The organism is Streptomyces sp. MMCC 100, assembly GCF_041538145.2.
GTDB lineage: Bacteria > Actinomycetota > Actinomycetes > Streptomycetales > Streptomycetaceae > Streptomyces.
The window spans coordinates 3,014,510-3,029,126 of sequence record NZ_JBGORK020000001.1 but is presented as its reverse complement, the minus strand read 5'-3'; the positions used below and the strand labels follow the sequence as shown (position 1 = coordinate 3,029,126).

Annotated in this window: 12 protein-coding genes; 5 read left to right on the top strand and 7 right to left on the bottom strand. The window is 67.3% G+C overall.

Annotation, left to right across the window (positions count from 1 at the left end):
* Position 1: 1 nt before the first annotated feature.
* From ABS735_RS13910 to ABS735_RS13900, 3 genes are all read right to left on the bottom strand, one after another.
* Positions 2–652 (bottom strand): TVP38/TMEM64 family protein, encoded by a 651-nt coding sequence (locus ABS735_RS13910; protein WP_046247780.1) that lies wholly within the window; start codon positions 650–652, stop codon positions 2–4.
* A 161-nt stretch (positions 653–813) separates the two neighbouring features.
* A complete protein-coding gene (locus ABS735_RS13905) occupies positions 814–1,446 on the bottom strand; it encodes a DUF3105 domain-containing protein (RefSeq protein ID WP_016325450.1) in 633 nt (210 codons plus the stop codon).
* Positions 1,447–1,589: 143 nt separating this feature from the next.
* On the bottom strand, positions 1,590–2,768 hold the full coding sequence (locus ABS735_RS13900) for a lipid II:glycine glycyltransferase FemX (RefSeq protein ID WP_042799391.1): 1,179 nt from the start codon (positions 2,766–2,768) through the stop codon (positions 1,590–1,592).
* A gap of 156 nt (positions 2,769–2,924) precedes the next feature.
* Between ABS735_RS13900 and murJ the strand changes: the two genes are divergently transcribed.
* From murJ to ABS735_RS13885, 3 genes are read left to right on the top strand one after another with little or no spacing between them, the layout of a single operon-like run.
* Complete coding sequence (murJ, locus tag ABS735_RS13895) at positions 2,925–4,655, top strand: murein biosynthesis integral membrane protein MurJ (RefSeq protein WP_042799392.1); 1,731 nt, start codon at positions 2,925–2,927, stop codon at positions 4,653–4,655.
* On the top strand, positions 4,652–5,224 hold the full coding sequence (locus ABS735_RS13890) for a SigE family RNA polymerase sigma factor (protein WP_016325453.1): 573 nt from the start codon (positions 4,652–4,654) through the stop codon (positions 5,222–5,224). The genes murJ and ABS735_RS13890 overlap by 4 nt, the downstream gene beginning before the upstream one ends.
* A complete protein-coding gene (locus ABS735_RS13885; RefSeq protein WP_016325454.1) occupies positions 5,217–6,104 on the top strand; it encodes a hypothetical protein in 888 nt (295 codons plus the stop codon). Before ABS735_RS13890 ends, ABS735_RS13885 begins: the two co-directional genes overlap by 8 nt.
* A 64-nt stretch (positions 6,105–6,168) precedes the next feature.
* Here the strand turns inward: ABS735_RS13885 and ABS735_RS13880 are convergent, their stop codons facing one another.
* The 4 genes from ABS735_RS13880 to ABS735_RS13865 all read right to left on the bottom strand — a co-directional run bounded on the left by ABS735_RS13880 (position 6,169) and on the right by ABS735_RS13865 (position 11,487).
* Positions 6,169–7,203 (bottom strand): L,D-transpeptidase, encoded by a 1,035-nt coding sequence (locus ABS735_RS13880; RefSeq protein WP_234308190.1) that lies wholly within the window; start codon positions 7,201–7,203, stop codon positions 6,169–6,171.
* Positions 7,204–8,064: 861 nt separating this feature from the next.
* A complete protein-coding gene (locus tag ABS735_RS13875; RefSeq protein WP_234308189.1) occupies positions 8,065–8,877 on the bottom strand; it encodes a DUF1015 family protein in 813 nt (270 codons plus the stop codon).
* A 208-nt stretch (positions 8,878–9,085) separates the two neighbouring features.
* Positions 9,086–10,393: an MDR family MFS transporter gene (locus tag ABS735_RS13870; RefSeq protein WP_046247779.1), complete on the bottom strand. Its 1,308-nt coding sequence runs from the start codon at positions 10,391–10,393 to the stop codon at positions 9,086–9,088.
* Positions 10,390–11,487 carry a PLP-dependent cysteine synthase family protein gene (locus ABS735_RS13865; protein WP_046247778.1) on the bottom strand — a complete coding sequence of 366 codons (1,098 nt, stop codon included), beginning with the start codon at positions 11,485–11,487 and terminating at the stop codon, positions 10,390–10,392. Before ABS735_RS13865 ends, ABS735_RS13870 begins: the two co-directional genes overlap by 4 nt.
* Before the next feature lie 1,415 nt (positions 11,488–12,902).
* On the opposite strand from ABS735_RS13865, the gene ABS735_RS13860 reads away from it, so the two are divergent.
* Both ABS735_RS13860 and ABS735_RS13855 read left to right on the top strand, forming a co-directional pair.
* Entirely contained in the window at positions 12,903–13,259 is a 357-nt protein-coding gene (locus ABS735_RS13860; RefSeq protein WP_016325459.1) for a BlaI/MecI/CopY family transcriptional regulator, read from the top strand.
* Positions 13,260–13,558: 299 nt separating this feature from the next.
* The gene (locus tag ABS735_RS13855; protein ID WP_016325460.1) at positions 13,559–14,584 is read left to right on the top strand and encodes a C40 family peptidase; all 1,026 of its coding nucleotides are present in this window, start codon (positions 13,559–13,561) and stop codon (positions 14,582–14,584) included.
* Positions 14,585–14,617 lie beyond the last annotated feature (33 nt).

The following is a 14,617-nucleotide window of genomic DNA, read 5'->3' as shown; positions in this document are numbered from 1 at the left end:
CTCATGGCTGCCCGTCCTGCGCACGTCGGTTCCCTCGCAGCGAGAGGAGGGTGATCACCGCCATAGCGATCATGACGGTGGTCGAGATCAGGAAGGCGGGGGAGGTCGGCTCAGAGGCCGAGGCGCCGACGACCACGTACGCGGCGGTACCGGGCAGTACGCCGACGGCCGTCGCGGCGACGAACGACCAGAGCCGGATACCTGAGAAAGCGGCGGCGAAGTTGACCATCTGGAAAGGAATGCCGGGGACGATGCGGAGCAGCAACATGCTTCGGAAGCCCTGATCGGTAAGGCGGCGATCCAGGGCTACAAGGACCTTCTTCCTCAGCAGTGGCCGGAGTGCCTCTCGTCCAAGGCTTCGACCGAGGAGGAAGGCCAGCACTGCACCCAGTGTGGTTCCGACGACAGCCAGCGCCACGCCCTCGACACCGAACAGAACTCCGACGACCGCGTTGAGCAGGGGCTTCGGAAAGAATGCAAGGGTGGCGAGGGCGAAAACGAGGACGAAGGCGGGTGCGGTCCACCCCTCGAACGGCCCGGAGGAGAACCCCTGGGACAGGAGTCGACGTGGGCTCCACAGGAGCAGAGAGCTTGCCGCAGCCGCCATCAGCACGATGAGGAAGGCCAGCCGGGCAAGCGGTGGTATGCGCACCAGGCGAGTGTCATGGGGCCCTGAAACTCGGACAGGAAACGAGACGCTGGCCGACCGACTCGCTCGCCCTGCCTCCGGCGCGGCGGTTCCAGGCGCTGCCCCGTTGAATTCGCGCCGTGCAGGTGGGCCCGGCCGCCGAGGGCCAGGGGAGATCACCAACATCAGCCGACACCCCCCGTACACGCCGCACCGGGCTCAGGGGTCTGCTCGCCCTGCACGTACTTGTCGAAGAATTCCGCCACCCGCGGATCGGAAGCCTTGTCCAACTTCAACTGTTGGCCCCAGGCTGTCAGCGTGATCGGTGACGGCTGGGCCTTGTACGGGCTCATCAGCGTGTACTTCGTTTCGGACACCCTCTTCTTGAGGGCGGCGACGTCGGCGTCGGCCGCCTTGTCGTTGTAGGTGACCCACACCGCGCCGTGCTCCAGCGAGTGCACGGCGTTCTCCTCCTCTATCCGCTTGGTGTACACGTCGCCATCGCAGTTCTGCCAGATCTGGTCGTGGTCGCCGCCCGCCCCAGGGGTCATCGGGTAGTCGACCTTGTTCTCGACATGGTTCTGGCTCAGCTTCGACCAGGCTTGCTCTCCACGGACGGGGGCTGCCCGCTGCCGTTCCTTGTCGTTCGCGCTGGACAGGAGGTACCAACCGCCACCGATGGTGCCGGCGACGACCACGGCGGAAGCGGTAACGGCGATGATCTTGTTACGTCGCTCGCGTGCCTGTTCGGCGCGCCGCATCTGCTCTATGTGTGCGCGGCGAGCCGCCTTCCGCGCTGTCGACTTGCTGGAACCCATGCTGATGTCCTTGCCCCGCCGATCCGCGACAGGCGGCCACGGCGGGGACCGGCTCGCCTACTACTAATCTACTTCACACTTTAGTTTATGGTGGTTCCATGGGAGTCGCTGAATACCCCGCCCGCAAGCAGCGTCCGAACTGCTCAGCGCCTGGTCAGATACGCCTGCATCGCCCGGTGCAGCGTCCTGTTGACCGCCCCCTGGAGCGGCACTTCCCACTCCCCCAGCGTCTCGGCCACCCGACCTCCGGTGCCGAGCTTCCAGCGCATCAAGCCAAAAGCCCGGTCCTCGGGATCGAGGGTGTCAGGCACCCCACGCATGTCGTACGTGGCAACCCCTCGCGCGTGAGCGTCGCGGATCATGCGCCACTGCAGCGCGTTGCTTGGGCGGACTTCGCGCCCGGTGTCGGCGGAGGCGCCGGTCAGGTACCAGGCCCGTCGACCAAGCGTGATGAGGGTGTGCGCAGCGAGCACCCCGCCGTCGTGGCGGGCAAGATAAAGCCTCATACGGCCTGGCTCTTCGGCATTGAGGGCCTGGTGCTGGCGTTGGAAGTACTCCAGCGAGCGGCCCAGACGGAAGCCGTCACGCTGCTCGGTCTGCTGCAGCAGCGCATAGAAGTCCGACAGGCAGCTGTCGTCACCTATGACCGTTTGCACGTCGGACCTGGTCGCCCTCTTGATGTTTCGCCGCCATTCCTGGTTCATACCCGACCACACGTCCTCCAGCGTCCGGCCGTCCAGGGGGACTTCGAAGAGATGCCTCGGCTGTGCGTCGCCGACGCCCTGGCCGTCCTCGCCGCAGCGCCGCCAGCCGGCCTCCCGCAGCCGGTCGGCGACAGCTGCCCCCAGCGGATCGACCGCGTCCGGCAGCACGTCCCCGAGCCGTCGGCCGGGCGCCACGGCGTTCTTGAGCGTCGAGGCGGACCATTTGCGGTACGTCAGCGGCGGTCCCATGCGCACGGCGAATGCGCCGGTGTTCCGCAGGTGGTCCAGGAGCAAGTCGAGTCGGACGCCGATTCCGGGTGCTGCCCAGTCCAGTACCGGACCTTCAGGAATGTAGGCGAAGTACCGGCGTACACCAGGCATCTGGCGATACAGCACCAGCGCGGCGCCCTCCTGGTTCCCAGCTCCGTCGAACCAACCCAGGTACTCGGGCTTCCAGCCTTCCTTCACTTCTGCCCACGAGGGGCACTGGAGGAAGCTCACCTGCCCGCCACCGTTCTGCATGCTGCGGGTTCGCACGTAGTCGGCGTATCGCTCACGCGGCATCGGATGCAGCTGAAGTGCTCGATGGGGTTCGGACGTCTGCACCATGGCGGTCACAGCGGCGGCCTCCTCGTCGTGATCAGTACCCCTCCTCCTGGAGGGCGGCGAGCATCGCCCGCTCACCTGGTTCACGCGCGGGCCCACAGCCCGGTGACAGACCAATTCCGGCATGGCCGGCCACCGAGAGACGAACGAAAGGGCGACACAGCGGCCATGACCGTCGAGACGAACAACGAGCCTCCCGCCAAGACGCCTGCGGCCGCCCGGACTCGGCGGCCGCCGGCGATGAGCGGCGGGGTGACCATGGCGCTCGGCTCCCTGGCGTCACGGCTCACCGGCTTCGTCCGGAGCGCGATTGTGGTTGCCGCTCTGGGCACCGCGCTGCTCGGCGACGCGTACAACGTCGCCAACACGGTGCCGAACATCATCTACATCCTGCTGATCGGCGGCGCTCTCAACTCCGTGTTCGTCCCCGAACTCGTCCGCGCCACAAAGGAGCACCAGGACGGGGGTACCGCCTACACCGACCGGCTGCTGACCGTCTGTCTGCTGGTCCTGACGGCGATCACGGCGGCGGCCGTGATCGCCGCTCCTAGGGTCGTTGATGCGTACGCCGACTACACCGGCGCGCAGCGGGACCTGACCATCGCCCTGGCGCGGTTCTGCCTGCCGCAGATCCTATTCTACGGCGTGTTCACCCTGCTCGGTCAGGTACTCAACTCCCGGGACCGCTTCGGCGCGATGATGTGGACGCCCGTCCTGAACAACACCGTGGTCATCGCCGTCTTCGGCCTGTACCTCGTCATCGCCGCGGAGGCGGACTCGGCGGATCAGGTCACCGACTCGCAGATGCTGCTCCTCGGGGTGGGCAGCACTGCAGGTATCGCCGTTCAGGCGCTGGCACTGCTGCCGTCACTCCGCGCGGCCGGTTTTCGCTGGCGACCCCGGTTCGACTGGTGGCACTCGGGGCTGACCCGGCCGCTGCGCGCCGCCGGATGGACCCTGATGCTGGTCCTGGCGAATCAGGTGGCGTACTGGGCGGTGACCCGGCTCTCCACGTCCGCAGGGGTGCGCGCGAACGCCGAGGGCCTCACGGCCGGCGTCGGCTACACCGCCTACAGCAGCGCTTACCAACTGTGGGTCGTGCCACAAGGCATCGTCACGGTTTCCCTCGTCACCGCTCTGCTGCCGCGCATGAGCCGGGCCGTCGTGGATGGGGAACACGGCCGCGTGGGCGAAGACCTGTCGCGGGGGCTGCGCACCACGGCCGTCGCGATCGTCCCCGCCACAATCGCGTTCCTCGTGCTGGCCCCGCAGCTGACGGGGGTGGCCTACCAATACGCGCAGGCCACCGAGGAAGACACCCAAGCGATCGCGTGGGTCCTCATGGCCTTCGCGCCCGGCCTGCTGGCCTTCTCTGCACAGTACGTCCTCTCCCGCGGCTTCTACGCGCTCGGTGACACCCGGACCGTGTTCTTCCTGACCCTGGTCGTCGCCGGCACCAACGCCGGGTTGTCGACGGCAGCGTATGTGCTTCTCCCGGCCCGATGGGCAGTGGCCGGCATAGCCGGTGCGTACGCGGTGGCCTGCACCGCGGGGCTGGTGTGCACCTCACAGGTTCTGAGCCGGAGATTGCGGCGAGCAGGAGCCGAACGCGGCATCGACGCCGCGTATGTCGGGCTCACGCATCTGAAGCTGGCCGTCGCCTGCCTGCCGGGAGCGGTGGCTGCTTACCTGCTGTCCGGCTGGAGCACGGCCCGCCTCGGCAACGGACCGGCCGGTGACCTGCCCGGTCTCCTGCTCGGCGGTACGGCCATTGCCGTCTCCCTGGTCACTCTCGCCTGGCCGCTGCGCATCGCCGAGGTGCAAGCGCTGACGACACCGCTGGTGCGCCGCTTCGGTCCCCGCGGCCGCCATCGCGCAACCGGAGGGCCCCGCCCGTGAACGGAACGGGGAAGTCGAATGACTTCGACCAGTGCTACACCGACCACGCCCGGCGGCTTGTGGCGATCGTCTATGCCGTGACAGGCGACCTGGCCGAGGCCGAGGACGCCGTCCAGGAGGCATTCGCGCGTGCCTGGCTGCGCTGGGACCGGATCGCAGCGGCCGGTGACCCGGTGCCCTGGGTGCGTACCGTGGCGATGCGGCTGGCGGTCAGCACCTGGCGCAAGTCCCGCAACCGTGTCCGGGCTCATTTCCGCCACGGTCCGCCGACTGACCTACCGGGGCTGGCCCCGGATCATGTGGCCCTCGTCGCGGCCCTTCGCAAGCTCAAGCCGGAACAGCGCCGCGTGATCGTGTTGCATCACCTACTGGACCTGCCGGTGGAGGAGGTCGCGCGGGAGACCGGTTCGACTCGGGACGCCGTGCGCACCCGCCTCGTGCGCGCCCGTAGGGCACTCGGCACACACCTCGAGGAGGCCGACACCGAACGTCGGCCGCAACGGACGACCCGATACGCTCCCGGACACGCCCGAAGGGGACGGCCGGAGGAGGTGCCTACGCATGACTGAGACTCCCGGTCGCAAGGAGAACCCACCGGCCACGACCGCCGATGCGCACATCAGCCTGCGACTGCGGGGTCTCGCGGAGGACGCCGAGCAGTTGGTCAGGCTGAGCGCTCGCCCGAGCGTCGTGCGCATGCGTGCCCGCAGGTGCCGAACCCGGCGGCGGGCCGGGGCCGCGACGTTCGTGGGCGGCGCGGCACTGGCCATAGCGGCCGCCTGGGGCATGCTCCCGTACGTCCAGGACAGCACGGAGGGACCGGCAACGGACCGGCAAGCCCGCGACCTGGTGTCCGCTGCCGCGCTCCTGCCTCCCGCGCAACCTGACGGGAAACTCACCGAGAAGGCGCTTCTGTCCCCTTCCGCCCTGCCCTGGAACGGCACCTATCGCTGGCGGAGCACCGGCACTGGCCGGGGAACGACCCCTGCCCTGCCGAGAACAGGGAAGGGCGGATGCCATGTCCAGTGGTTCGAGGATCTCAGCACCACGAGCACGGTCACACAGACCTACGACGGTCAAGGGCCGGCGACCGCCCAGCACCGGATCGCGGCGTTCGCGGTCCCCTCCGACGCAGCCCAGGCCGCAGCGACGCTCGGCTCCCGTCTCCGCGGATGCGGCTGGCACGAGACCAGAGCGACGGAGGCACGGTCGTCCGGCCAAGACGCATCGTCCGGTGCGACGCCGGCCGGCCTGCACGAATACGTGCTGACCTCCGGAAGGGACGGCTCCCTCCGGGTGACGCTGGCCCAGTCGGACAACCGCGTGGCCGTCCTCGCGGTCTCCACTCCGGTCGCCTACAACCACGCGCATCCCGACAGCCGGACGGACGCCTGCCTGAACGAGTCTCTGCGCGGAACCGCAACGAGCCAGGGCTCCGAAGAATGCTGAAGCCGTGCCCACCGGCACTCGTCCGGCGGGCACGGCTCCACTTCGGCCGGCGTGGGTCACATGGTCACTTCAGGGCGCTGCCTTTCTGCCACGTGCCCCAGTCGACGTTCCAGCCGCCGTAGCCGTTGTTGGCGGCGACGGTGTCCTTGGACTTGATCACGGTGACCGGGTCGCCGTAGTCGACCTGGTCGTAGAACCACTTGGCGTCGGCCGTACTCATGCCGATGCAACCGTGGCTGCCGTTCACAAGGCCGAACTTCCCTTCGTTCCAGGGAGCGGCGTGCGCGTACGTACCCGACGGGGTGAGCTGAACGTCCCACTTGACCGAGCCGAGGTCGTACGCCTCGGGGCCGAATATGCCGACGGTGGCCGAGTCCATCCGGATGGTGGGGACCTTGCTCAGTACGACCATGGTGCCGTTCCAGGTCTCGAAGGTCTTCTTTCCGGCGGACACCTTCAGTGTCCTGAGCACCTTGCCGTTCTCCTTGACGGTCATCGTCTTCTTGACGACGTCGACCGTGCTCACAACGGCCTTTCCGATGGTGAAGTCGATCTCGCGCCGCTGGGTGCCGACCAGATCGCCGTTCTTCACTCCGACCAGGTCCATCGTGAATTTCACCTTCGTGCCGGGCTGCCAGTACTCCCTGGGCCGGAAGTCCACACGGTCCTTGCCGTCGCGGTCCTTCATCCAGCTCCACGCGCCCTCGACAGCCGGCGACGAGGTGACCTTGAGTCGGCGTTCGACCTCCGCCCTGTCTTGGATGGGTTTGTTGAACACCACCGACACAGGCAGGGCCACGCCGACCGTGGAGTCGGGGTTGACGTTGTAAGTGCCCACGAAGATCTCGTCCTTGCTCACAGTCGTGAAACTGCTGCTGCGGGAGACTTTGCCGCCGTCGGATGCGGTGAGTTGCGTTTCGAGCGTGTAGGCAGTGCTGTACTCCGTGTCGTGGGTCGAGGTCCAGGTGCGTCCGTCGGCGGATACCTCCCCGTCCAGCGGCTTGCCGCCGGGCCCCGTCACTGTGACCGAGGTCAACTTGCCGTTGCTGGCCGTCACGACGAGCGGCTCGTCGGCTATGACCTTCTCGCCCCTCACCATGGGTGAGACCGTGATGACGGCCGACCCGGCCTTTCCAGCCCCCGAGCCAGTTTTCGAGGGGGATGAGTTCTGCGCCTTGTCGTCGCTCGTCGACCCAGAAGCGGTCTGGGAGCAGGCGGTCAGGGTCACGAGTGCGGCCGTGGCGAGGGCCGCGGCAGCGAGCCGCCTGCGCCCGGTCCGCTGCTGCTGGGGCACGAGGCGCCCGCTTCGGCTGTCTTGCACGGTGATCCTCCATCGCGTTCAGTTAACTAACTTAGTAGACGTTGGCCGCGCGATCCCGGTTCCCGCGCCTTGCGCGGGGGCAATTGCGGCACCGCAGGAGCCAACCAGGCGACTGTCAGCCAGTCTACTAAATCGCTTCGTAGAATAAGGCTGCGGTGCTGTAGAACGACAGATTGTGGGCATCATCGCTGGACGCTTCTACGTGACCGTTCGTGTCACGGTGACCCGAGAACGCGAAACGCCAGGCCGACCACGCGCTTGGGACCGAACGAGGTGGACTTTCGGGGCATCAAAACTCCGGCACCAGCCAGTTGACGCACCCCCGCCTCCGTCATCGCGGGGAGCAGCAGAGCCGTGCCCCTTCAAGGTGTGGCCACGTCCGCGACTGCTTGCCGGTCGTCGTGGACGTACCTCACGGCGCCGGGCAGATCCGGCACGGCCCATACGGTGTCCAGCAGTAGGTGATCACTGACGGCTGCGGGGAGCGCGGCCCACTCCCGGGGACAGGATGCGAGGGCTTCATGCAATGCCCTGGGCTCAGGGTCGGTGACCGACCATGTCTGTCCCGCGCCAACCAGGACCAGTTCATTCGGCCCTGGATTCCGCAGCCCGTCTGGCAGGGGCAGGACACGGGCGACATCAGCCGCCAGGGAGGCCGCCTTCTCCGCGTCCAGTCCGGGCAGCACCAGGTGGATTCGCGGAGAGCCGCAGAGGGTGCGCGTCAGCGTCGACCAGCAGGGCAAGAGACTTCTTCCATGGACTGCCAGGTCGTCGGCCAAGGTGCAGGCAAGCGGCGCGACGGTGGTGACCGTCCGCGATGAGCGCCTGCCCCCGGGACACTCCCCTGGTCAGCAAGTCAATCTCCTGGTCGTCGTCACAGGCCCACAGTGTGTGAGTGATCCCCGCGACACAGGCGACCGCTGCCGGTGGACGACGCACGACGTGCCCCATGACTTGGCCGGCCGTTGGCTCCGTAGCACTGTAGGTCAGCAGCAAGGGTTGCAACTGAGCCCGGACACCGGACATGTGGGCGGCTCGCTGCTGGACGACCTGTGGAGACACGTCTTCGTGGGGCAGCAGGAGGCGATCTTCCCCCGCGCTGTTGTGTCGTGGCACCACGAGCTCACCGATCAGGCCGCGCTGCAGGATTCGCGCGCCCCGCTGCTGCTGGTAGACGTAGACGGCGGGCCGATCGTCACGTCGAAGCACTCCGCGGTGCAGCCAGCCCCTCAGCCGCCGAGCGGTTGCCGGCGGATCTTGTGTGTAGAGAAGGCGGGTCACATGGTGAGGGTCACAGCTCTGCGATCGCGCCTGCGCCAGACCGTGATCGTCTTGAGGCGGAGCCACGAGGCGGGACAGGTCGCCGACGACTCCCTCGTCATAGCGCACGGCCCGAAAAGCGCGGAGGCGCAGGAATGTCGGCTCCGGCTCTGGAGCAGCTGGGGTGGACATGGATTGCTCCCTGGTGAGTAGCACAGCCCGGCAGGGCGGGTTCCGTTCAGCACCCGCCCTGGGTACAGCAGGTGGTGGATCGGACTGTGGTGCATTGAGCCCAGTCACGCGAGACCGCCACACGGCAGGCGTGGAAGCGAACCAGCCTCGGGTGACCACGCGGGCGGGCGGTTGGGTCCGCCCGCCCCGCGCGCCTACGTAGTCGGGATCAGGCCGCCGCGGGCTCCGGGTCGTGCGACCGTACGGGCTCCGAAAGCCGACCTGTGCGGTGCAGTGCGTACAAAGCCGCCGCACAGGCGAGACCGAGGACGAGTAGCGCGATCCATGGCAGCGCAGGCACTCCCGCGGCACGAGCCGCGTCCAAGGACGCTCCCGTGAGCAGGTTTCCGACGGTGATGCCGACGCCGCAGATGGTGTTGTACAGCCCGTAGTGCGTGGCCACGAGCCGGTCACCCGAGAGCCGGACGATGGTGTCCATTTCGAAGGGGTAGGCAATCATCGTGCCGATGGCCAGGAGCAGCGCGGCAAGCATGGGTGGCACCGCCGCAAGCAGCCACAGCGCGACACCGGATGCCGGGACAGGCACGGCTGTGGCCAGCAGCAGCGGCGCGAACGCCAAGCCCATGACCGTCAGGCCCCGGACCAGTGCCTGGCCGGGCTCGTAGCGGGCCTTGCACCAAGCGGTCACCCGCGTCTGGCCGACGATGGTGCTCAGTCCGGACGCGGCGAAGAGCAGCGCCACAGCGACCGTGCCGAACTCTCCGTCTCCACCGAGTCGGCGCACTTCCAGCGGCAGGGACAGGTAGATCTGGAACGAGAGGACGTACGAGCCGACCATGGCACCGGAGAAGAGGAGGAAGGGACGGTTGGCAAGAATGCCACGCCACTGGGCGAGGACGCTCTCTCGGGCCCGGCCCTCTTCCTTCTCCTTGGTATCCTTGGCCCGCCGTGCCGGCAGAGCGCGGATCTGCACGATGCTCAGCAGCGCGAATACCCCAGCCGACACCAGGCACGTGATGCGGAAGTCCACTCCGGTCAACACCATCCCCACCAGGGGGCCGAGCAGGATGCCGGCCTGATAGAAGACGTTGAACAACGCGAACGCCTCGACCCTGCGGTCCCCCGCGTCTGCGGCGAGATAGGCCCGGACCGCGGGGTTGAACAGTGCCCCTGCGAGCCCGGTCGCCGCGGAGGCTGCGATCAGCGCGCCCAGCGAGTCGACCAGGCCGAGCGTGGCGAAGCCGATCGTACGCAGCACGCAGCCGGCGACGATCAGCGGCTTGTAGCCGAGCCGGTCGGCAAGCGTGCCGCCAACGAGAAACATGCCCTGCTGGCTGAAGTTCCGTACCCCGAGGACGAGTCCGACGACCCAACCGGCCAGGCCGAGTGTTCCGGACAGATGGGCGGCCAGATAGGGCATGAGCATGTAGAAGCCGAGATTGATAGTGAACTGGTTCACCATCAACAGCTGGACACTGCGCTCGTACGTGCGTACTTGTGCGAGGGTGCCTTTCACCGGTCCTCCTCCGACGGCTCGGAGAGCGTGAGTGGATCGACCACGGTGGTGCACCGGGTCCAGCGGGTGATCTCCTTCTCGTCCCCGCGTCCGATCGTCTCCGGCTCAGGCGCGGGCGGCGAGTCGAGCAGGCCGTGGGCGGCGCAGTAGTCGTCGTCGAACACCGTCCCGAGGTAGCGCTGCGGGCCGTCCGGGAAGATTGCCGCGATGCGCGTGTCGGACGGCATCGTCCGGGCCAGCCACCCTGCAACCAGGGCGACCGCCCCCACGCTCCAGCCGCCGGTGGCGTAGTGCGAACCGGCCAGCTCTCGGCATGTCCACACCGCCTCCCCCGGAGCCACCCAATGCACCTCGGAGAAGTTCTCGTAGGCCACGTTGCGTGGGTAGATGCTCGACCCCAGGCCCCGCATCAGCCGCGGACGGGCCGGCTGACCGAAGATCGTGGATCCGACGGTGTCGACTCCGACCACCCTCAGCTCCGGATACAGCTGCTTGAGGACTCGGGAGGTGCCGGCGGAGTGACCGCCGGTGCCCACGCTGCACACCAGGACGTCGATGTGGCCGAGTTCCGTGGCGAGTTCGAGGGCGAGCGGTGTGTAGGCGGTGGTGTTGTCCGGGTTGTTGTACTGGTCCGGACACCAGGACTCCTGGTGCTGTGCCATGAGCTGCTGGACGCGGTCGCGGCGGGCCTGTTGCCACCCCCCGGTGGGGTGTGGTTCGGAGACCACGTTGACTTGGGCCCCGTACGCCGTCAGCAGCCGGGACATGGACATCTCCAGACCCGGGTCGGTAACGAGGGTGACCGGGTGGCCGTAGACCATTCCGGCCAGGGCGAGGCCCAGGCCCAGGGTGCCGCTGGTGGACTCGACGATGCGCGCGCCGGGGCGCAGGTCGCCGCGGGCACGGGCCCGCTCCACCATGTGCAGCCCGGGCCTGTCTTTGATCCCCCCGGGGTTGAACCCCTCCAGTTTGGCCCAGAAGCCACGGTCGGCCGGTGTCAGCGGCTCGGACACCCGCAGCAGCGGAGTGTTGCCCACCAAGCCAGACAAGGCGGAACGGTCCGGTGTGACGGCGGTGTTCATCAGTGGATTCATCTCTTTCGCTCTCGATCGATGAATGCGTCGTGCGTGTTCATCTCGCGCCACGGCCACGAGAGGGGTGGTCAGCCCCGTTCGTAGAGCCGTCGCACGGCAGCCACGACGAAGCGGCTGCGTTCGAGAGGTTTAGATGCGCCACCGTGAGGTGCGAGCTAGCTCGATTCGACCCGTGCGTGCTCTGCGACGCCTGTACGGTCGTCGACGCACAGGCCATCGATTCACGAGGGCGGGGAGGACGACGAGCGCCGTCGCCCCTACTCCGGCAGGTGAGTAGTCGACGAACTGGGTCGCTATACGGGCCGCTCCATCCGCACAGCAATCCTCGTCTTGATGAGGTGCATGCGGTCCGTGGTGGACCACACCTTTCACGTCTGGCGCGGCTGCTACGGACACGACAGTCGTCGGCCGGATCGCGTGTCCTGCCAGCCCATGCGTGAGGGCGCAGACGCTGATCACCGCCAGCAGGCTTCCGAACAGCAACGAAGCGAGTCGGCGGCGCCACCGCGGGTCGCTCAGGACCCACCTGATGGATAGCCTCGCATCATGGTTTGTCAGCACAAATCCTCCGTGTGCCAACCGACTTGACCACGGCAGCGGCTATGGCGCAGAGAAGCGGCAGGCGTGAGTGGGGGCTTAGGAGGGCGTCGACGATTTGGCGCAAGATCCGTATCGGCGGAGCGGGATCCTACTCTCGTCACGCACAGCCCGACGTACCACTCGCCCGTCTGAACGGGTGAGCCGGAACGGCCGGACGTGACAGGACCTCGAGATCTAGACCTGTTGGACCACAGAGGATCTCAGGGCCCCTGATGCCGCGGAATCGGGCTCTGGCGGGCCCAGGCGCTGGTTCGTAGGGGTTCGCTCGGCGGTCGCCGCTTCACTGGTGGAGGCTGCAAAGCATGGCGCCGCAACCACCGGACCCGGAAGCGGTTGGCCGGCCACGCAGTGTTCACCCGGATACGACGAACCATGATCGTCACGGCCGTCGCCCGTTGCGACAAGGCCCGATGAGGCCTGCGTCCCCGAGGCATCGTGAGGCTCCACGAACAGCACGGTCGAGGGTACCGCTGAGCTGGTCACCGAGTGGCCGGGGACACCCTCGGCATGCAGTCCGTGCGTGAACACGACACCGAAGAGCAGCACGGCCAAACCGAGCACACGCAGTAGCCGGCCCGCAGCAGCACGGGCCCACAGCATGCGCGGAGGCGACCAAGCCGTAATCATGCCGTGATGGTAGCGGCTCTCGGCCCCTGATCCGTCAAGACGCCTGATGCAGCGCGACAACGCGCCACGCAAATGACTTATTTGCTCTGGCGAGTGCTGACAGCAGGCAGTCACGACCGAACTCTGATCAACCCGAAGAAGCGTTCTACTATGGGCTCGCGTAGCACGGCGAAGAGGAGAGAGTGACCATGCGGCGGCTGGGGGAACTCGAAGCGGAGATCATGGACCGCCTGTGGCGCTGGAAGCGTCCGGCGACGGTGCGAGAGATCGTCGACGACATCAACGAACAGCGCCCGCTCGCGTACACCACCGTGAATACGGTGGCCACCATCCTCTACAACAAGGGCTGGCTGCTGCGCGGCAAAGAAGGCCGCGCCTGGGTGTACACACCGGTCCGCAGCCGCGAAGAATACTCGGCGGGGCTCATGGAGGAGGCACTCGGCGCCAGCGAGGACCACCCGGTCGCCCTCGCTCACTTCGTGGAGCAGATGAGCCCCGAGGAGGTCAGCGCCTTGCGCAAGGCGCTGCGCGACGCGGGACGATAGAACCGCTTCTGAGCGCGCGCCGGTCCCGTTGGGGCCACGCAACAGGACACCGCCCGGCCTTCACCCTGACACGAACGCCTCCACCACTGCGACACCTAACTGATTGCACCCACCTGGCGACGGATCCATCACCAGACATAGGCGGCAATCGCTCACAAACCAACACACTCCTCAGATCAGGATTGCGACGGGAACTACTAAGCTACTAAGTTGCTAGCGCAGACTGATCGACATCAACGGCACCCCCCAGTAGATGGCCTCGCCGTCCTCCACGGGTGAAACAAGGGAGTTGTCACAGGATGGGAACCCACCGCCGTCCGAAGCCGCCGGGCCGTTCCCGGCTCGCAGTCCTGGCCGCCGCGGCGGGGACGGTCTCTCTCCTGCCGACTCAGAGTCAGGCCGCGCCCGAACCGTCCATAGACGAAGTGCGACAGCAGGTCGAGGAACTCTACGAGGAGGCGGAGGCTCCGACGGAGGAGTACAACGCCATCCTCGTCAAGAGGGACAAGCTTCAGGAGGAAGCCGAGCGCGCCCAGGAGCAAGTCGCCAGACAGCAGCAGGAAATCAACGAACTGCGGGATCAGATGGGCCCGCTGGCCGCCGCACAGTACCGCGAGGGCGGCTTGGACCCGAGTGTCCAACTGTTCCTTTCCTCCGCCCCGGACGACTACCTCGACAAGGCAACCAGGGTCGATCGCCTGAGTTCGCGTCAGGTCTCCATGCTGAGCAGCCTGGAAGCCAAACAGCGCAAGTTGGCCCAGACCCGTACCGAGGCGGTCAAGAAGCTGAGCGAGGCGGAGAAGGCCCGCAAGCAGCTCGGCGGCAAGAAGGAGGAGATCCAGGGCAAGCTGCGCGAAGCCCGGAAGCTTCTCAACAGCCTCACGGCCGAACAGCGCGCCGAGCTCAAGGCCAAGGAGGCCAAGGCGGACAAGGCCGCCGGGAACAGCGACAGCCCGGCCACATACAACGGTCCCGCCAGTGGGCGCGCCCGTGCCGCCATCGCCTTCGCCTACGCCCAACTCGGCAAGCCCTACGAGTGGGGCTCGACCGGACCAAATTCATACGACTGCTCCGGGCTGACCGGCTCCGCGTGGCGCGCAGCCGGCGTCTCGCTGCCGCGCACCGTCATCCAGCAGTACTCGGCGGGACGCAAGGTGGCGAAATCGGACCTGCAGCCGGGCGACATCATCTACTGGTACAACAACAACCAGCACAATGGCCTGTACATAGGCAACGGCAAGGCAATTCACGCTCCGCGTACCGGGAAGAACGTCGAGATCACGCCCCTCGACTCGATGCCCTTCTTCGCGGCCTCGCGACCCTGACCCTGTCAGGCCAGAGAAATCGGCCTGGGGTTC